Consider the following 19,533-nt stretch of genomic DNA (forward strand, 5'->3'; position numbering starts at 1 on the left):
CTAGAAAGAAATAGAAAGTTTATTTTTAGATTATAATTGATGTTCGAACATCAATTATAAGTTAATCTACCTCCTCTAAACTGAATTCTGTTAACATTAAGCTTTCAGATTTACGTGACTCGAAACAACGGCTGCACCGAAAAAGATAGAAGCATGTGCATCAAAAGCAGCTGCATCGCCCGAAGTAAAAAAGCTGGTTGTATGACCTTTGTCAATTCTGGATGCTATTTCAGGATGATTTTCAAGGTATAAGCAGAGACTGTTGGCCACAATGTCATCCTGTGCCAATAGTTCAACACCATTGGGGAGTATTTTTTTTATCTTGGGTACAAGCAAGGGATAATGTGTACAGGCCAAAACGATACAATCTATCTGCTCGTCTTTCTGCATCAACTGGTTAACATATTTTACAACGAAGTAATCTGCCCCTGGATTCAGGTGTTCATCGTTCTCGATCAGCGGTACCCACATCGGGCAGCTTTGCTGGGAAATGGTTATCTCCGGAAAAAACTTATTGATCTCCATCAGGTAAGATTCAGAATTCACGGTACCCCGCGTTCCCATTATTCCTATTCTTTTAGTTTTGGTAAAACCACCTACAATCTCTGCTGTTGGCCTGATTACACCCAGTACCCTGCGATCAGGATATTTAAAGGGAAGAACATTTTGCTGAATGGAACGCAGCGCTTTTGCAGATGCAGTATTGCAGGCCAGGATGACCAGAGGACAACCCTGTGCAAACAACCATTCCACGCATTCCAAAGTGTATTGATAAATGGTTTCAAAAGAGTGATCACCATATGGCGTACGGGCATTGTCGCCCAGGTAAATGTAATTGTACTGTGGTAACTGCCGGGCTATCGACTTAAATACGGTAAGGCCACCATAGCCCGAATCAAAAATACCTATAGATTGCTTATGCTCCATAATAAAAAAGGGACCAAGCGCTATCGCTTGGTCCCGCAATTTAAATATTTTTTATGCTTATTTCTTAGGAGCAGTGGCTGTTGCAGCAATACCTAATTTAGCTTTTACAGCAGCAGTGATATCTTCACCACCGTCCCAGTAAATTAAAGCCTGGTTTGCAGTATCAAATACATAGGCAAAACCTTTTTCTTTAGAAACCGCTTTAATGGCAGCATCAGCTTTTATCTGAATAGGGTTAAATAACTCCTGATTTTTAGTTTCAAGTTCCTGCTGTGCCTTTTGCTTGGCCTCGCCAATACGTTTTTCAAGATCCTGAAGTTCTGCTCCCATAGTCTGCAGTTCTTTGCCTACTGCTTCTTTATTGGCCTCGCTAAGTGTTTTTTCTTTATCCTGAGCCGCTTTTAGCTTTCCTTGATACTCAGTTATCATTTTCTCAATATCTGCCTGTTTGGTCTTTTGCAATGCCTCTATTGAAGTACGGGCTGCCTTAACTTCCGGCATTGCCTCAATAATTAGTTGGGAGTTTAAGTGTGCCAGTTTTTGTTGTGCATTAGCCATATTAGCAGTAAATAAGAATCCTGCTCCTAAAAACAATGCGGTAATTAACTTTCTCATTCTATTTTTTTTAATAATTGTTTCTAATTTATGTTAATATATTTATTTAATCGCTGATTGTGGCTTGTAGCCTAATCTTTTAATAACTTCATCACTCACATCATACCCGCTGCTTGCGTAGATCATCATGGTAGCTTCACTGCTCTTATCGAAAATAAAATCAAGCAGTTTTGTTTTGGCTACCTCGGCAACGGCTTTGGTTACGCTGTTTTGAATAGGGCTAAGCAATTTGGTACGGGCCTGGAACAACTCTCCCTCCGGACCAAAAATTTTGCGTTGAAATTCTTTTGCCTGTTTCTCCTTTTCTATAATGTCGTTTTCCCTCCTTTTACGCATATCTTCAGTCAGCAACACCTGATCTGCCTGATAGGCCTTATACATTTTATCAATTTCGGTAAAATTGTTATCTACCTGCTTTTGCCATTGCTGCGACAAAACATTCAGCTGATTTAAAGACGACTTATAATCCGGTAAATGTTTCAGGATATATTCTGTATCCACATATGCAAATTTCTGTGCAAATGCCCCACTGCCTATAAACAGCAAGATGCAAATTAAAATATATTTTTTCATCGGTTTCTTTATTTTTTTAACGTTATGATGCTATCCTCTATAAGTTCAAAAAACTAAGATAAGCTTATTAAGAATTACTTAACAGGCTTATCTTAGTTCGTTTATACTTTATTAATTAAACCCGCCAAGCTGTTGGGCTATACTAAAGTGGAACTGCCCTTTATTGGCATCTGGCGAACCTGGAATTTTATCAAATCCATACCCCCAATCTATTCCTAACAATCCAAATATCGGCAAAAATATCTTTGCTCCAAAACCAGCTGAACGTCTGACATTAAACGGGTTAAAATCTGCAAACTTATTCCAGGTATTACCTCCCTCTGCAAATGCAGTTAAAAATGCTGTTGCCTGCTGGCTCGCAATTACCGGGTACCTTAATTCCATTACATATTTTGTAAAGATAGGACTACCGGATTGCTGTGCGATCTCCGCTCTTGAACCTACCGGGATTACAGAATTATTGGCATATCCACGCATGGCGATCAATTCAGAACCCTGAAGGAAGTCAAATCCCTGCATACCATCGCCACCCAGTTTAAATCTCTCGAAAGCTGATTGGCCAACTGCTGAGTTATACGAACCCAGGAAACCGAACTGCGCCTGTGCCTTAAATACAAACTTACCTGCAAGCTTCTGGAACCATTGAGATTCAAACTTCCATTTATGATATTCTGTAAACTTATAGCGCTGCTTATCTGAAGCTGTAGCATAGTTTACATTATTCAGCAACGAATATGGAGGGGTTGCCTGTATCGTAAATTTAAAGTAAGAACCGCCCGTAGGGAAGATAGGGGAATCCCTTGAGTCCCGGCTCAGTTCCTGCGTTAGGTTAAAATTGTATGAAGTACCGGTACTGAATAAAAACCCACCGTAATTGTTCAGAATATATTGTTGCGCATTGATCGCGTGGGTTAACTGAAAGTAGTTATCCGGAAAGTTCAATCTTCTTCCCAAACTCACGGTAACACCGTTTAAACGGATTTTTGAATAGCGGCTATCCGATTCACTGATTGTACCGTAATAGCTTCTTCCACCGTTAGACTGCAGGGAAGTAAAAGCACTTATCCCAAAACTGATCGGTTTTTTACCGCCCAGCCATGGCTCCGAGAATGAGAAACTATAAGACTGGTAATATTTTCCATTGGTCTGACCACGCAGACTTAATTTTTGTCCGTCGCCTTTTGGTAAGGGTTTGTAAGCACTCAAATTAAACAGGTTCCTTAAAGAGAAGTTATTGAACGTTAAACCCAGCGTACCGATGATATTACCACCACCAAAACCACCTGAAAGTTCGATTTGGTCTGAAGGTTTCTCCTCCACTGTATACTCAATATCCACTGTTCCATCCGCAGGGTTTGGCTTAGGCACAGGATTGGTTTTCGATTCATCAAAGTTACCCAGCTGCCCAATCTCACGAACAGTACGGATCAACAGATCTTTGGAGAATTTTTCTCCTGGTTTGGTACGGATTTCACGTCTCACTACACGATCATTGGTAATGGTGTTTCCTTTAATAATGATCCGGTTATTGGTGTACTGCGGACCTTCATAAATCCTCATCTCAAGCTGAACGGTATCTCCTGCGATCTTAGTTTGAACCGGATCTACGTTAAAGGTGAGATAACCATCGTTAAGGTAAATACTCGAGACATCGTCTCCATTAGCACTGCCTCTTAATTTTTTCTCTAATTTTTCTTCACTAAAAACCTCTCCTTTTTCAATGCCTAAAGCTCTTTGCAGGAACTCTGTAGTATATTTGGCATTTCCCACCCAGCTGATGTCGCCGAAATAATATTTAGGTCCTTCAAAAAGATCAATTTTAATACCTACCGCCTTATCGCTATACTGATAAATGCTGTCCTTTAAAATTACCGCATCCCGATAACCTTTGTCATGCATTTTTGCAATCAGCTTGGTTTTATCTTCGTCGTACTTTTCTTTATTGAATTTCCCGGAACCAAATACTTTATAAAAAGCCTGCTGCTTTGTTTTCTTTAAAAACTTACGCAATTTGGCCGAAGAGAAGTCTTTGTTTCCGGTAAAATTGATCTCATGAACTTTTACCTTCCTACCCTTATTTACAGCTACCTGTAATATCACACTATTGTCCTGACTGGGATCGGGCTTGGTCTTATAATCCACACTGGTAAAGAAATACCCCTTTTCCAACAAAAACTTTTTAATTGTTGCTGTAGTGCTGTTGTATAGGTTGTCATTAATGATGGCTTTACCTGCCTTCTCACCCAGTTTCTCAAGAATATCTGTTTTTTGTGATTTACTAACACCGGTGAATTCAAAAGAACTCAACCTGGGGCGTTCCACAACTTCAATATCAAAATATACCGTATCTTCCACTATTTTCACAATATCCAGCTGAACATCGTCGAAAAGGCCCTGGGCCCATAGATTTTTGATTGCATTGGCCGTAGCCTCGCCCGGAAGTATTACCCTTTCGCCTGGAATCAACTTCGAGAGCGTGATGATTACTTCTTTATCCAGATACTGTGTCCCGGTTAAAGTAGTGCCACCAATGATATACTCTTTAGGGTTGAAATAATCCAGGTCAAGCCCCTTAACTTTTAAGGAAGGAGTTGCGGGGTTGGTCTGAGGACGGGTGATCTGTGCCATTGTTGGTAAGCCAATCAATAACAGTAATATAAGTTGGTATATTCTTTTCATTTACAATCTAAAATCGATGCTAAGTTAATTTAAACACATGTTAAAAAGTGTTAAAAGTAAAATTAGTTCAATTGTTCACTAATTTTACCGAAGCGGCGTTCGCGTTTTTGGTAGTCTACAATAGCCTCAAAAAGGTCTTCTCGCCTAAAGTCGGGCCACAGTTTGTCTGTAAAATATAATTCGGTGTAGGCCATTTGCCACAACAAAAAATTACTGATCCTGTGCTCGCCGCTGGTCCTGATCATCAATTCCGGATCGGGCATATTTATCGTCGTCAGCTGGGCTGAAAAATGTGATTCGTCAATATCTTCTATGTTTATCTGCTCATCTTTGACCTGCCTGGCCAGCTTTTTTGCAGCTTCTAAAATTTCCCATTTTGCGCTGTAACTCAGGGCCAGCGTTAATGTACAATGCGTGTTACCAGCCGTCTTGTCCATTGCACTCTTCAGGTCATCAATACACTTCTGAGGCAGCGATGCGATATCGCCGATGGCATTCAGCCTGATGTTATTTTTAGTAAGTGTTTCCGTTTCCTGGTTGATGGTGGTAATCAACAGCTCCATCAATGCGTTCACTTCATCTACAGGCCTGTTCCAGTTTTCTGTAGAAAAAGCATATACCGTTAAGTATTTAATACCAATTTCAACGCAGCCTTCAACAATATCTTTTACAGACAGTACACCGCTCTCGTGACCAAAAACCCTGAATTTCCCCTGATTTTTTGCCCATCTGCCATTCCCATCCATGATAATGGCAATGTGCTCAGGCAGGCGTGTCATGTCTATTTGTTCTTTAAATCCCATTTACTTTCCGCAAATATGCTTAAAATGTATAACATTTTTGGGACACAAAGGTATAAGATATGCCAATACCTACAAACATATATGTATCTCTTTTTCTAAAATCGCCCCTTTGGGTGCCCGGAGCGCCATAATTTGGTACTAATGAGGGATTTGATAATTGCTGCCGGATAGCGAGAGCACCGTCGTTTGGCCATGCATTCGTAGCCGGATATATCCCGCTTACATCGTCCAGATAGTCGGAATAAGCAGTCCGGTAACCAATCTGAGAAAACAGTCCCCAGTTTTCTTTCAACTGTAATTTAATTCCGACGCCATAGGGTATCGTCATGGTATAATGCCGGTATGCCCCGGTCTGGCCCTCCGTCTGATAATACCTCAAATTGTATTCGGTATCGTTATAAGTGGCCTTAGGACTATAAAACACGCCCCCTATTCCAGTAAAGATATAGGGTGTAAACTTTTTGGTCCCACCCCCGGCAAAATAATTCAGAAAATTAAAGTCTACCTGTAAACTCACTTCGTTCAGCACAGTTTTAAAGTTGATGTTCCGGTTCCTGAAATCTTCATTTTCGGAAACCGCATCGTTGGCCCTGATCTTCCCATAAGTATAATGAAGCCCTACAGCCCAATAGGCATCAAGGTTGAGTTTTGCGAAAGCGCCTGCCGACATCCCACTTATTTTAAGCGGTTTTGTCTGATTAAGATCTCCTATATAACCCGCTCCTCCGCCCGTTACACCAATTTCGAAGGTCTGCGCATTCGAAGCAATCCCCCAAAAAAAGCCCAAAAGGCATATAAAAGACCGGATATAAGGCATATTAATAATTCCGGGTATCTATACCCCAGAGTAATTTATTTCTTAATGTTGTCAGATAGCTTTCATTGTTAAGCCTGATTAAATTTACATGAAAAGCTGCTTTATTTAAAGTAATTTTTACCGAGCGGTCTACCGTCTCAGTTCTGGAATCACAAGACACCAGGAATTTCGCACTTCTGGCCTCTACTTCAAACCTTAACGTCACATCGTCGGGAATAATTACCGGCCGTACATTCAGGTTATGCGGCGCAATAGGCGTAATTACAAAGTTCTGAGAGCTTGGAAAAATGATAGGACCGCCACAGCTTAAAGAATAGGCGGTCGAGCCGGTTGGTGTTGCGATGATCAAACCATCTGCCCAGTAAGAGTTCACAAATTCATTATTCATGTAAGCATGAATGATCATCATCGCAGAATTGTCCCTTCTATGTATGGTAATGTCATTCAGTGCAAAATTCTCTTCTCCAAATAAGCTGTAGCTGGATTCCAGGCTAAGCAGGGTCCTTTTATCCAGTGAATATTCCTTATTCTTTAAAGCTTCGATTGCAGTTTTAATTTCATCTTTATTGATACTGGCCAGAAAGCCAAGCCTGCCAAAATTAATACCGATTACAGGTATTCCGGAGTCACGGATCAAGGCTAGTGTATCCAGCAAGGTACCATCACCACCCAAACTGACCAGCACATCTGTTTGCCCAAGCAGTTCGGTATGGGCTGTAAAAACCTGGATATGATCGGGTAATTTAACCTTGTCCCTGATAAAATCCAGGTATTTCTTATAAACAAGTACAGGTGTTTTATATTGGTCAAGCACATTAAAAACTTCCTGAACATAGGGCAGTACACTGTTGTTAAACTCTCTACCGTAAATTGCAATCTTCATTAAGTTTTTTGTTTTTTAGGATGTATAAACTTATACATTTAAATAATTCATGAACGAATTGAACCTATCTTCAGTCCCATCATCAGCCTTGGTGCTGTTAAACACCGCCTTAACCTGATAGTTATAGCGTTCAAAAGAAGCAATGATTCCAGACAGTTCTGTTTTATTGATCTTAAGGGTAACTTCAAGTTTTGTTGAATCCGGAAAGGATTGTACATAGGAAGACAGTACCTGCGCATTATCTGCTTCTACGATCTGCGCCATATGGGCTAAAGAATTATTCCTGTTGCCGATCTCCAGCACAATAATTCCTCCAGGCTCTTTAACTGCAAAAATATCAGAAGCATAAGCCAGCAGGTTATTAATGGAAATGAGCCCCAGGTAGTTTTTCTTATAATCCAGCACAGGAACCACAGAAAGGTTCAATTGGTTTAAAACCCTGATGATATCATAAACATGGGCATCTTCATAAACAAAAGGATTCAAAAGCGAGAGCGAAAGGCTTCCGATAGCCACTGTTCCGTCCCTTACTTCGATCAGTTCATCCTCGGCAAGCAAACCCAAAAACTGGGTTTCATTTACAATCGGGAGGTGTGATAGCTTGAACTCAGTCATCCTTTCCAAAGACTTTTGAACCGAATCAGAGGTCTTTAAAGGAGGGATTGAGTTTGATATGAGTTCAGATGCCAGCATTATTTAAGTAAAATTCTGTTTAAAAATTTGTCCAGGTATTCATTAAATGCCTCCGGACGCTCCATCATAGGGGCATGTCCACATTTATCCACCCAATTTAGCTCAGAATTGGGCAAAAGCTCATGAAATTCTTCAGCAACATCTGGTGGGGTTACCTTATCCTGCATTCCCCAGATTAAAGAAACAGGGATTGTAATCCTGTGAAGATCTTTAGCCATATTATGGCGTATGGCCGATTTCGCCAGCGCCAGGATACGGATCACCCTCGACCGCTCATTTACCGTTTTATAAACCTCATCCACCAGCTCTTTTGTAGCTGTTGCAGGATCGTAAAACGTAAATGCTACTTTTTCACGAATGTATTCGTAACTCTCCCTTTTCGGAAATGAACCTCCAAAAGCGTTTTCATACAAACCAGAGCTCCCAGTCAGTACAAGCGCCTTTACATTTTCCTGATGTGCGATGGTAAATACCAGGCCAACATGTCCACCCAGAGAATTACCGACCAATACAGCCTGGTTAATTTTTTTGTGCTTTAAAAATTTATTAAGGTATTTAGACAAACTTCTTACACCCAAAGTCAGAATGGGGAGTTCATAAATCGGCAAAATAGGTACAAGAATGTGGTAACTATCTTTAAAACGGTCAATAACAGGCTCCCAGTTACTCAATTCTCCCATCAAACCATGAAGTAATACCAGGGTTTCACCTTTTCCGGCCTCTATATACTTAAACCCGCCTTCGTCTATTACTTCGTATGTCATATAAGTGTTTTGTATTATTGCTACTAAGTTAGTAGAGTAAAATTAATTTAAGGTAATTTAATCTATTAATTTATCGAAATTTTGCAATTCTTTAATTTGCAGCACAATTTATGCCAATTGGCGTTTTACGATCTCCGCGATCAGTTTTCCATCAGCCTTACCTGCCAGCTCTTTGTTGGCAAGCCCCATGACCTTACCCATATCTTTTACAGAAGCAGCACCTGAACGCTGTATAACCTTTGCAATGATCTGCTCAATTTCAGCTTCATCCAGCTGTTTAGGTAAAAAAGCACTGATTACAGCGATCTCTTCCTCCTCAACACTACTCAGGTCTTCCCTACCCTGCTGTTTATAAATATCGGCCGACTCTTTTCTCTGTTTGATCAATTTTTGTAACAGCTTCAGTTCTGCTTCTTCAGTGATTTCCTCAGACGGGCCTTTTTCTGTTCTTGCCAGTAACAAGGCTGCTTTTATGGCCCTTAACCCTCTTAGTTTTGCCTGGTCTTTGGCCAGCATGGCCTGTTTTATTTCCTGATCTATTGTATTCGATATCATGTCTTTCAATTTATTTTCTGTCTATTATTGTACCCGTTGCCTGGGCAGTCGGCATAATGAGCATATCGTTAATGTTTACATGGGCCGGCCTGCTTACCACAAACCAGATCGCCTCTGCAATATCGTCTGCGATCAAGGGTTCCAGGCCGTCGTACACTTTTTTTGCCCGCCCCTCATCCCCTTTAAAACGTACTTTGGAGAATTCGGTTTCTACCATACCGGGATGAATGGCTGTAACCTTTATTCCATGCGTCAGCAGGTCGATCCTCATACTTTTACTCAACGCATCTACAGCATGCTTGGTTGCACAATAAACATTTCCGTTCGGATAAACCTCTTTTCCGGCAATAGACCCGATATTGATGATATGCCCCTTCTTTTCTGCTACCATCCAGCTGGAAACTATTTTTGTCGCATATAACAGACCTTTGACGTTGGTATCAATCATGGTGTCCCAATCGGCTATGCTCCCTTTATGAATAGGGTCCAGTCCCTGGCTCAGTCCGGCGTTATTGATCAGAACGTCAACTTTTTTCCATTGCCCAGGCAGGGTCTCCAATACGTAAGATAGGTTTTCAAAGTCCCGCACATCAGCCACAATCCTTTTCGTTTCGATGGCGTATTTGTCTTCAAGATGCTTTGCGTTTTCCAGAAGCAGCTGCTCCCTTCTTGCAACCAAAATTAGATTGTATCCCTGAGCAGCAAACAAATGCGCACAGGCCGCTCCTATACCCGAGGTAGCCCCGGTGATTAATGCTGTTTTCATCTGAATAAGTTCTTTTATCAATAGGTTATGGTAACAGACAAAGCTATCAATTTTTTATTTGGCACGTTACTCAAAAAATAAACTGAAAGTAACATGACGCAACATCAATTTGTCGATGGGGGCTGAAAAGGGGCTGGGGTCATTTTTCAAAACATCATTAAAAGAATAAGACAATTTAATTTCGGGCGACATTTTGAAGTATTCAAAATAAAGATCGAAACCAAAGCCTGCTTCGTACGACAAAAAGTTCTTCTTATTCTTTAAAAACTTTTCCATTGGCGCATTGGGCGCATCATTGGTTCTTTTTTTTGACGCAATATCCATCGAATATTTAGCACCGCCAATTACATAGGCCCTGAAATTGTTTCTCCTGTCAGATTTAATTTTAAGGCTCAGGGGAAGATCAATCATAGTAGCCTGTACCTTTTTTTCCAAGGGATCAGCTATCCCTTCAAAACTATAATAGGCCAGTCTGTCGTTAAAAATAAGGCTTGGTGTAAAACGGATATCTGCATTTTCGATGATACGCTTGTTCATAACGAAACCTATACCAAATCCGGGCGAAGATTTAGAAGATACGGATTTCAGCGGCCCTGACACCGGCATTCCACTGTCAGGATCGGTAAACGGCTCCCTCCAGTCCGGCTTTTTTAAAATCTTAAATTCTGAAGAAATGTATTGAAAGGTAAAACCAAAATGAAGTTCATTGTCATCTACCCCACCGCCCCAATTCTGAGCTTTAACCGTGCATACAGCTAAAAGAAATCCGAGCAGCAAGTATAATTTAAGCTTCATCAGGCAACATTTATTTTAGACCCGTATAAATCGCACTTATTCCAAAAGTAAGACGAATATCCTTATTTCTTTTAAAGCCAACTTTATCCATCAACCGGATAAAATCGTTACCATCCGGAAAAGCCGCCACAGACTCAGGCAGATAACTATAAGCACAGTTATCCTTAGAAAACATTCTGCCGATCATTGGCGTAACCTGGTTAAAGTAAAAATTATAGGCTTGTTTTACCGGAAATGCCCTTGGCTTTGAAAACTCAAGGATCACAATTTTACCACCAGGTTTCAGTACCCGGTACATATCGGCAAGCCCTTTTTCCAGGTTCTGGTAATTCCTTACCCCAAATGCCACGGTTATGGCGTCAAAATGGTTATCGGCAAATTGCAAACCTTCGGAATCACCCATCTGAACTGAAAAAATATGTTGCAGGTTACGCTCCGAAATTTTTTTACGGGCCACCTCCAGCATACCTTCAGAAATATCTACACCAATGATTTTTTCAGGCCCAAGGATATTGATGGCCTCAAAGGCAAAATCACCTGTACCCGTAGCCACGTCCAGCATAACCCTTGGTTTAACAGACTTCAGTTCCCGTATTGCTCTTTTTCTCCATAGGATATCAATACCCAAAGAGAGGAAATGATTAAAAAAATCATATCTCCCGGATATCTTATTAAACATAGAGGCCACTTGCTCCTTTTTCGTCGCGTTTTGAGATTGGTAGGGTGTAATATTTTCGTTCATGGTAAGTGGCAAAGATAAGTATTGTTGAATTCTAATTTTCTACCTTTGTCAAATGATTATAAAATCGGCATCATTTATTTGTAGTAATACCAAGGTTTCTGCCCTACCCATTGCCAATATGCCAGAGTATGCATTCATCGGCCGTTCAAATGTAGGAAAATCTTCTTTGATCAATATGATCGTAAACCAGCACGGACTAGCCAAAACTTCGCAAAAACCGGGAAAAACACAACTCATTAATCATTTCCTGGTCAATGAAAAATGGTATATTGTAGATTTGCCTGGCTATGGTTATGCTAAAGTATCTAAAAGCAGCCGGGAAAAGTGGGAAAAATTTATCCGCAACTACATCACAAAAAGGGAAAGCCTGCAATGCGTTTTTGTACTGATAGACAGCCGGCTGGATCCGCAAAAGATAGACCTAGAGTTTTGCTGCTGGCTTGGCGAAATACAAGTTCCTTTTGCACTGATCTTTACCAAAGCAGATAAACAATCAGCAGTAAAAACCGATCAGAATGTCTCCTCGTTCAAAAAAGCATTAAGCGGCTGGTTTGAAGAAGTCCCCCCCTATTTTATAACTTCCGCAGAAAAAGCGCTAGGAAAAGAAAAAGTACTGGACTTCATTGAACAGGTAAATCACGATTTTCTGATGCCCGATCTGAATCCCGGGACCAATCCTTAAATTTTATAAATTCACATGAAGAAATATTTCTCATTGGTCTTATTTGCCCATTCTATCTTTGCCCTTCCATTTGCATTGATCGGTTTTTTTTTAGGTGTAACCACAACCGACAACCCTTTTAACTGGTTAAAACTGGTTATGGTTTTACTTTGTATGGTATTTGCGCGTAATGCGGCCATGGCTTTTAACCGGTATTTAGACCGGCACATTGATGCCAGAAACCCACGTACACAAACGCGTGATATCCCTGCAGGAAAGGTATCCGCAAATGAAGCCCTTTTGTTTGTGATCATCAACTGCATTCTTTTCATCATCACAACTGCCTTTATCAATAAGCTTTGTCTCTACCTGTCGCCGGTTGCATTATTTGTCGTACTTTTCTATAGCTATACCAAAAGGTTTACCGCCTTATGCCATCTGGTCTTAGGCCTTGGCCTTTCGCTCGCCCCCATTGGAGCTTATATTGCGGTAACCGGCGTTTTTGGCCTTGTTCCTGTATTGTATTCATTTGCAGTACTTTTTTGGGTTAGCGGCTTTGACATCATTTATGCATTGCAGGACGAGGATTTCGATAAAAAAGAAAGGCTGCACTCCATACCTGCAGCCCTTGGCATAAAAAATGCATTGAATCTTTCTGTATTCCTACACGTTTTGTCTGCATTGTGCGTTATACTTCCGGTATTTTTTACCAGTTTCAGCTGGGTATATTACATAGGTGTTGCATTTTTTTGCTGCATGTTAATTTACCAGCACCTACTGGTAAAACCGACCGATATCAGTAAAGTAAACAGGGCCTTTGCAACAACCAACGGGATTGCCTCCGTAATTTTTGCGGCCTGCTTTTTAATTGATGCCTTTTTAAGAACCAATTTTAATTTTTAGATCCAATGATCAATCTGACCATACCAAAGAAAAAAAGAGTTTATATCCCTCAGGACCTTGAAATTAAATGGGAGAACCTGGAACCCGTTTTTAATGAACTGCTCGCCCGCCAGATCGACAATGTGGCCGGACTGGAACAATGGCTGAAAGACAAAAGTGAACTTGAGGCCGCCCTTGAAGAAGACTTTGCATGGCGGTACATCAGGATGAGTTGTGATACTGCTAATGAAAACCTGGTTAAAGATTTTCAGTATTTTGCAACAGAAATAGAACCTAAAATTGCACCGGTAGCAAATCAGCTGAACCAGAAGTTTAACGACAGCCCATTTATTGATGAACTGGACCAGCAGAAATACTTTGTGTATATCCGGGCAATCCGGAAAGCCCTGGAAATTTATCGCGACGAAAATGTGGAACTGCTCACCAAACTGCAGGTTACCCAGCAGAAATACCAGGGCATTACCGGGGCAATGAGTGTAACCATCAATGGCCAGGAATACACACTTGAGCAAGCTGCCAACTTTATTAAGGAAACAGACAGGGCAGTAAGGCAGCACGCCTGGGAAACGATACAGCAACGTCGTTTGGTCGATAAAGACGAGTTGAATATACTTTTCGATGAGTTGATCGTTTTACGCCATCAGGTAGCCTTAAACGCAGGTTTTGAAAATTACCGCGATTACATGTTCCAGGCATTGGGCCGGTTCGACTATACGCCACAAGATTGCTACCACTTTCATGAAGCCATTGAAAAACTAATTGTTCCCATCCTAAAAGAGCAGGCCGAAAAAAGAGCTGAACTTTTGAATATCCCTGTATTGAAGCCCTGGGATATGGACGTGAGCACCACCGGAAAGGCGCCGCTAAAGCCATTTAAAAACAGCGAAGAGCTGGTGAACAAAAGTATTGATTGTTTTAACGCCATCGATCCGAAATTAGGCCATATGCTTTCGATCATGAAAGCAAATAATCTTTTTGATGTAGAAAGCAGAAAAGGCAAAGCACCAGGTGGATACAATTACCCGCTTGCCGAAACCGGGGCTCCATTCATTTTCATGAATTCTGCCAACTCCTTCCGCGACTTAACCACTATGGTACACGAGGGTGGCCATGCTGTACACACCTTTCTTACCGCGGGTCTGGAGCTGAACGACTTTAAACATTGTCCTTCAGAAGTTGCCGAACTTGCCTCCATGAGTATGGAACTGATTTCTATGGACAACTGGGAGATTTATTTTGACAATAAAGAAGAGCTGCTCCGTGCAAAAAAAGAACAATTGGTTGATGTACTTAAAACCCTGCCATGGGTAGCGGTTATTGATCAGTTCCAACATTGGATCTATACCAATCCGGGGCACAATTCTGCCGACCGGGAGGAAGCCTTTAAACAGATTTACACCCGCTTTGGTGCCGGATTTGCAAACTGGGAGGGACAGGAAAAAGAATTTGGCAATACCTGGCAAAAACAACTCCATCTTTTTGAAGTACCTTTTTATTACATCGAATATGCCATTGCTCAATTAGGTGCAATAGCCATCTGGAAAAACTATAAAGAAAACCCGACCAAAGCATTGCAGCAATATTTAGAAGCGCTGTCACTCGGCTATACCAGACCAATCAATGAGATTTATGAAACCGCTGGTATAAAATTCGACTTTAGCCTGGGCTATATTGAACAACTTGCATCTTTTGTAAAAGATGAATTGCAGAAATTAGGTTAGTTTACAAACTAAATTTATAAGTTTGGATATACCAAACTAACTGACAAAACTAATTTATGCTTGAAAAACTGTTCAGGAAAAAGTCTATTGACAAAATATTGGCCGATGCCGAAAAAGGATACGGTGAACATTCAACCGCTCTTCACAAAACCCTTGGGGTAAGGGACCTCACCGCATTTGGTATTGCAGCCATTATTGGAGCAGGAATTTTTAGCACCATTGGAAAAGCCAGTGCCGACGGCGGCCCTGCAGTAATATTCCTGTTTATATTTACGGCTGTCGCCTGTAGTTTTGCTGCCTTTGCCTATGCAGAGTTTGCTTCAATGGTTCCGGTTTCCGGAAGTGCCTACACCTATTCATATGTTGCCTTTGGCGAACTGGTAGCCTGGATCATCGGCTGGTCGCTCATCATGGAATACGCCATTGGAAATATCACGGTGGCCATATCCTGGTCGGATTATTTCACCGGACTCCTCTCTTCCATACAAATTCCGGCACTAAATATAAAAGGTATCCATTTGCCCGATTGGATGACTATGGATTACCTGACCGCTTACAATGGGCACAAACACGCAGAAGCACTGATCAGTGCGGGAAAAAACTTCACCGACCTCGACGATGCCACCCGCATAGCAAATAATGCCTGGGCAACCGCTCCCAGAATTGGCAGTTTTCATCTGGTAGCAGATTTACCGGCCCTGGCTATCATCATATTCATCACCTGGCTCGTTTACAGGGGTATGAAAGAATCCAGAAATGCCAGCAACGCTATGGTGGTTGTAAAACTTGCTGTTATTCTGCTGGTGCTTGCCGTAGGTATTTTTTATGTAGACACCAGCAACTGGAACCCTTTTGCACCCAATGGTGTATCGGGTGTATTAAAAGGTGTATCCGCCGTATTTTTTGCCTATATCGGCTTTGATGCCATTTCAACGACAGCCGAAGAGTGTAAACATCCGCAACGCGATCTGCCCAGGGGAATGATGTGGGCCATAGTCATCTGTACGATATTGTATGTAGCCATTGCCCTGGTGCTTACCGGCATAGTTAACTACAAACTATTGGCAGTTGGAGATCCACTTGCCTTTGTATTTGATCAGATAGACTTGAAACTGATGAGCGGTATTATAGCGGTAAGTGCGGTATTTGCTATGGCGAGTGTACTACTGGTATTCCAGATGGGACAGCCAAGAATATGGATGAGCATGAGTCGTGACGGCTTGCTGCCCAAATCGTTTTCTAAAATACATCCAAAATATAAAACCCCTTCTTTCGCAACTATAGTGGTTGGATTCGTAGTAGCTGTGCCTTCTTTATTCATGAACCTGACGATAGTGACCGACCTCTGTTCAATTGGTACCTTGTTCGCCTTTGTATTGGTTTGTGCAGGCGTACTGGTCTTACAGAATAAACCTGAAGTAAAAAGGGGAAAGTTCAAAATTCCTTATATCAATTCAAAATACATCATACCATTATTATTTATTGGTATGCTGGTAATGGGATTTACACTTTATAAAAAGGAAACCACCGCTTTTGTATTCAATCAACCCATAATCAATGGTCCGGTAAAAGTCATCACTTCTCTAAACAACGCAGAAAGGCAGGTTATCAAAGAAGAAATTAAAGCGGAGCAGGCAAAAGTAAATCTGATTGGTCACAACATAGATATTGAGGCATACCTGACTAAACTGAGCGAACAGGAATACCAAAACTTTATTGATAAATCTGCAATCAGCCCCGAAAAGAAGTATGAAACCGGTTGGAGCCTTTTCAGACATAAAATTCCGATGTGGATATTTTTGCTGATCAGTGTAGGTATTACCTGGTTTTGCGTTACCAAAAACCTATCACTAATTCCGGTATTAGGGCTGATCAGCTGTCTTTATATGATGTGTGAACTGGGTATTTCTAACTGGATCGGCTTCGGCATCTGGCTTATTGTTGGATTGGTGGTGTATTTTTTATACGGCTATAAAAACAGCAAGTTAAATGACAAAGAGAATTAAACCATACAAAGAAGGCTCCGGGGAGGAGCCTTTATTGTTGATCGTCCGACCAAACAATTATAGGGATAATTAGGAGGGCAACTCAATGATGCTCAATATTTTTCAAAACAATTAACGACGAGCATTCGTAATTTAAAAACAAATTACCGATCTAATATATAGATATATTCTTATATTTTATAATAAAACGTAAAAACTTTTCATTATTCACTATTTTTGATAACAAATTAATTTATATCCAATGCCGCACACTGCGCCAATTGCCTTGTTTGTATACAATCGCCTGCAGCATACACAGCAGGTAATAGCTGCCTTAAAAGATAACCACTTATCACAGGATAGCGAGTTGTATATCTTCGCGGATGCACCAAGGCATGCCGAAGCAGCTCAGCAGGTTGAACTCGTCAGAAACTACCTGAACTCGATTACCGGTTTTAAAGAGGTTCATATTTGTCTTCGTGAAACCAATCTCGGTGTAGATGAGAACATTATGCAAGGTGTAACCGAAGTGATTGGCAAGCATGGCAAGGCCATTGTTGTCGAAGACGACCTGGTTACCTCGCCCTGGTTTCTGAAATACATGAATGAGGCACTCGACTTTTACGCGCACAAAGATGAGGTCGCATCAATACACGGCTACCTGCTGCCCATTCAGCAAAAAATGGAGTCAGCTTTTTTTCTGAGGGGGGCCGACTGCTGGGGCTGGGCCACATGGAAAAGGGCCTGGGACCTGTTTGAAAGAGATGGCGCCAGCTTATTGGAGCAACTCGAAAAGCGGGGCCTTCAAAAAGAATTCGATTTTAATAACGCTTATCCCTACTTCAATGCCTTGAAACAGCAGGCCATAGGGAATACGAAAGAATGGGACATCAGGTGGTATGCCAGTATGTTCCTAACAGGAAAACTGACACTCTACCCTGCTCAATCGCTGGTAAAAAATATTGGTCATGATGCCAGCGGTGTACATTGTGGCACCAGTGATGTCTTTGATGTGCCACTATCGCAATCCCCCATTGCTGTCGAAGTTCCTATTGTTCACAATAAAGCTGCTTTCCAGGCCTTTTCCCTTTTCCTGAAACACCTGTCTTCCATAACTTTTCCGCAAAAAAGCTGGCTATCCAGGTCTTTCCGGAATGTTAAAAATTTAGGGGCAAAACTTCTTGCCCGTTAAGCCCCCTTGCATTCAAATTTAACGAATCTTTATACTCAGCCCTTTAATGGTTTGCCAGCCCTCTTTATCGGTTAACCTGATCATAAAATGATAATCACCTGGATCAACATCTGCTGGGACCGTTATTTCTGCGTTGGTCTGATAGGTTTTTAGTCCGGCAGGAATTGGAAAGCTCTGAATCAGCAAAAACGGTTTTACCGGCTTTTTTACAGGATCCAGGCTACAATCATTAACCTCGGTACTATGTGTGTGCTGGTCAAAATTGTGATGAATATCCACACTTACAGCGCCCAACTGCACATTGTCACTAAGGTATGCTTTGAATATGTATTTTTCGCCGCGCTGCAATACGCTGCATTGCTTAGGAAATGCATCTCCAAGCGAGATATCTATCGTCGGGTATTCGGTATCCAAAGCAGCTTCATCCTTGCTGCAACCAAAAAGTAAAGCTGCACTGGTTAAAGCTAAAAATATCGCTTTATATTGTTTCATGGTTTTAAATTTTAGTAATTAATGGTTATCGGGATGGTTTTGTAAGCATTTACGTTATAGGTGGTATTTTTATACAACATCACCCAGTCATATTTCCCTGTTTCCCATGCTTTGCTACCGCTTATAGCATTTGCAAGGGGTTCATTGTTGTCTTTCTCGGCGCCAATAACAATGTCCTGACCTCCCCATACCTCATTGATCTTTTTCAACGAGGATATTTTTGAAGCAGCAGGCAGGTCTTTGTGTTCCACTTTAGTGATCACGATAGCCTTGCTCAAATCCAGTTGGTCAACTGTCTCCGGAAAATGATTGGCTGTTCTTTTGATCAGTACCGAATAAAGGATCCCATCTCCTTTGATTTCGCTAACCTGGACATTTGCCTTTAATTCATCTCCTTTTTTAAAGATCAGTTCTTCAACCCATGTTCCCATGTAATAGATCATAGTACCGTTCCTTGAAATGATATCGCGGCCAATTTTAGGATCTACAGGCATGTTTGCAGGATCAATAATGTTCAGGTCCTCTTTAATTTCAAGTTTCGTCCCGTTTTCGTCCAGCACTATAAAGCAGAAATCATATTTGCCTTCGGGAGCTTCCAAAGGAATGGTAAAGTGTTTGTGCACGTTCGTATTCTTTACGCCACTGTATTCTGCCCAGTTCAGTTCAAATTTCCAGACAGCATTATACTGCAGTCCACTTTTCTGTAATATCTTTACCTGAACATCTTTTATCCTGTCAGCAGCTGTTACATCTGCATTGAAATGGAAATCCCTTCCTCTGAGTGCCTGCTTGTTTCCCGAGCCAATCTCTACGTTTGTAGCGGTAGGTATGGCTTTTACGGGTTCTGCTGTTTTTTCTTTTTTACAAGCTGTAAATGTGCCGGCAAATAATAAAAATGCCAGTATAATATTAGATGTTTTCATATTCATTTGCTTTCTTAATATCAATTGATAATTCGGTGTAATTA

Annotated in this window: 20 protein-coding genes; 5 read left to right on the forward strand and 15 right to left on the reverse strand. The window is 41.2% G+C overall.

Annotated elements, in window-relative coordinates; all coding sequences use genetic code 11:
* Positions 1-96: 96 nt before the first annotated feature.
* The 13 genes from murI to ubiE form a co-directional block, all read right to left on the reverse strand.
* Positions 97-927 (reverse strand): glutamate racemase, encoded by an 831-nt coding sequence (gene murI / locus ABIE26_RS20325; protein ID WP_310145266.1) that lies wholly within the window; start codon positions 925-927, stop codon positions 97-99.
* A gap of 57 nt (positions 928-984) precedes the next feature.
* Positions 985-1,521 carry an OmpH family outer membrane protein gene (locus ABIE26_RS20330; protein ID WP_354376248.1) on the reverse strand — a complete coding sequence of 179 codons (537 nt, stop codon included), beginning with the start codon at positions 1,519-1,521 and terminating at the stop codon, positions 985-987.
* Positions 1,522-1,584: 63 nt separating this feature from the next.
* The gene (locus tag ABIE26_RS20335) at positions 1,585-2,115 is read right to left on the reverse strand and encodes an OmpH family outer membrane protein (protein WP_084241286.1); all 531 of its coding nucleotides are present in this window, start codon (positions 2,113-2,115) and stop codon (positions 1,585-1,587) included.
* Between the two features lie 111 nt (positions 2,116-2,226).
* A complete protein-coding gene (gene bamA / locus ABIE26_RS20340) occupies positions 2,227-4,794 on the reverse strand; it encodes an outer membrane protein assembly factor BamA (protein WP_310145269.1) in 2,568 nt (855 codons plus the stop codon).
* A gap of 62 nt (positions 4,795-4,856) precedes the next feature.
* Positions 4,857-5,597, reverse strand: a complete 741-nt coding sequence (locus ABIE26_RS20345) for an isoprenyl transferase (protein WP_310145270.1) — start codon at positions 5,595-5,597, stop codon at positions 4,857-4,859.
* Between the two features lie 19 nt (positions 5,598-5,616).
* Positions 5,617-6,414 (reverse strand): DUF6089 family protein, encoded by a 798-nt coding sequence (locus ABIE26_RS20350; protein ID WP_310145271.1) that lies wholly within the window; start codon positions 6,412-6,414, stop codon positions 5,617-5,619.
* Position 6,415: 1 nt separating this feature from the next.
* Positions 6,416-7,297 carry an NAD kinase gene (locus ABIE26_RS20355; RefSeq protein WP_310145273.1) on the reverse strand — a complete coding sequence of 294 codons (882 nt, stop codon included), beginning with the start codon at positions 7,295-7,297 and terminating at the stop codon, positions 6,416-6,418.
* 30 nt (positions 7,298-7,327) lie between these two features.
* On the reverse strand, positions 7,328-7,990 hold the full coding sequence (locus ABIE26_RS20360) for a CBS domain-containing protein (RefSeq protein ID WP_310145275.1): 663 nt from the start codon (positions 7,988-7,990) through the stop codon (positions 7,328-7,330).
* Positions 7,990-8,754, reverse strand: coding sequence for an alpha/beta fold hydrolase (locus ABIE26_RS20365; RefSeq protein ID WP_310145277.1), 765 nt, complete (start codon positions 8,752-8,754; stop codon positions 7,990-7,992). Before ABIE26_RS20365 ends, ABIE26_RS20360 begins: the two co-directional genes overlap by 1 nt.
* Before the next feature lie 108 nt (positions 8,755-8,862).
* Positions 8,863-9,309, reverse strand: coding sequence for a GatB/YqeY domain-containing protein (locus tag ABIE26_RS20370; RefSeq protein WP_310145279.1), 447 nt, complete (start codon positions 9,307-9,309; stop codon positions 8,863-8,865).
* Positions 9,310-9,319: 10 nt separating this feature from the next.
* Positions 9,320-10,075, reverse strand: a complete 756-nt coding sequence (locus ABIE26_RS20375) for an SDR family NAD(P)-dependent oxidoreductase (RefSeq protein WP_310145281.1) — start codon at positions 10,073-10,075, stop codon at positions 9,320-9,322.
* Between the two features lie 66 nt (positions 10,076-10,141).
* Positions 10,142-10,870, reverse strand: a complete 729-nt coding sequence (locus ABIE26_RS20380) for an outer membrane beta-barrel protein (protein WP_310145283.1) — start codon at positions 10,868-10,870, stop codon at positions 10,142-10,144.
* A 10-nt stretch (positions 10,871-10,880) separates the two neighbouring features.
* Entirely contained in the window at positions 10,881-11,612 is a 732-nt protein-coding gene (ubiE, locus tag ABIE26_RS20385; protein WP_310145284.1) for a bifunctional demethylmenaquinone methyltransferase/2-methoxy-6-polyprenyl-1,4-benzoquinol methylase UbiE, read from the reverse strand.
* Positions 11,613-11,664: 52 nt separating this feature from the next.
* On the opposite strand from ubiE, the gene yihA reads away from it, so the two are divergent.
* The 5 genes from yihA (at position 11,665) to ABIE26_RS20410 (ending at position 18,074) form a co-directional block, all read left to right on the forward strand.
* A complete protein-coding gene (gene yihA / locus ABIE26_RS20390; protein WP_310145286.1) occupies positions 11,665-12,294 on the forward strand; it encodes a ribosome biogenesis GTP-binding protein YihA/YsxC in 630 nt (209 codons plus the stop codon).
* 15 nt (positions 12,295-12,309) lie between these two features.
* Entirely contained in the window at positions 12,310-13,176 is an 867-nt protein-coding gene (locus ABIE26_RS20395; protein ID WP_310145288.1) for a UbiA-like polyprenyltransferase, read from the forward strand.
* 5 nt (positions 13,177-13,181) lie between these two features.
* Positions 13,182-14,897, forward strand: a complete 1,716-nt coding sequence (locus ABIE26_RS20400; protein WP_310145290.1) for a M3 family oligoendopeptidase — start codon at positions 13,182-13,184, stop codon at positions 14,895-14,897.
* Positions 14,898-14,953: 56 nt separating this feature from the next.
* Positions 14,954-16,903: an amino acid permease gene (locus ABIE26_RS20405; protein WP_310145291.1), complete on the forward strand. Its 1,950-nt coding sequence runs from the start codon at positions 14,954-14,956 to the stop codon at positions 16,901-16,903.
* A gap of 241 nt (positions 16,904-17,144) precedes the next feature.
* On the forward strand, positions 17,145-18,074 hold the full coding sequence (locus tag ABIE26_RS20410; RefSeq protein WP_310145293.1) for a glycosyltransferase family 2 protein: 930 nt from the start codon (positions 17,145-17,147) through the stop codon (positions 18,072-18,074).
* 18 nt (positions 18,075-18,092) lie between these two features.
* On the opposite strand, the gene ABIE26_RS20415 is transcribed toward ABIE26_RS20410, so the two are convergent.
* Together ABIE26_RS20415 and ABIE26_RS20420 are read right to left on the reverse strand one after the other, a co-directional pair.
* Entirely contained in the window at positions 18,093-18,566 is a 474-nt protein-coding gene (locus ABIE26_RS20415) for a DUF4625 domain-containing protein (RefSeq protein WP_310145295.1), read from the reverse strand.
* 11 nt (positions 18,567-18,577) lie between these two features.
* Positions 18,578-19,489, reverse strand: a complete 912-nt coding sequence (locus ABIE26_RS20420) for a DUF4625 domain-containing protein (protein ID WP_310145296.1) — start codon at positions 19,487-19,489, stop codon at positions 18,578-18,580.
* Positions 19,490-19,533: the final 44 nt, after the last annotated feature.

The organism is Pedobacter africanus, from assembly GCF_040548825.1.
Classification (GTDB): Bacteria; Bacteroidota; Bacteroidia; order Sphingobacteriales; family Sphingobacteriaceae; genus Pedobacter; species Pedobacter africanus_A.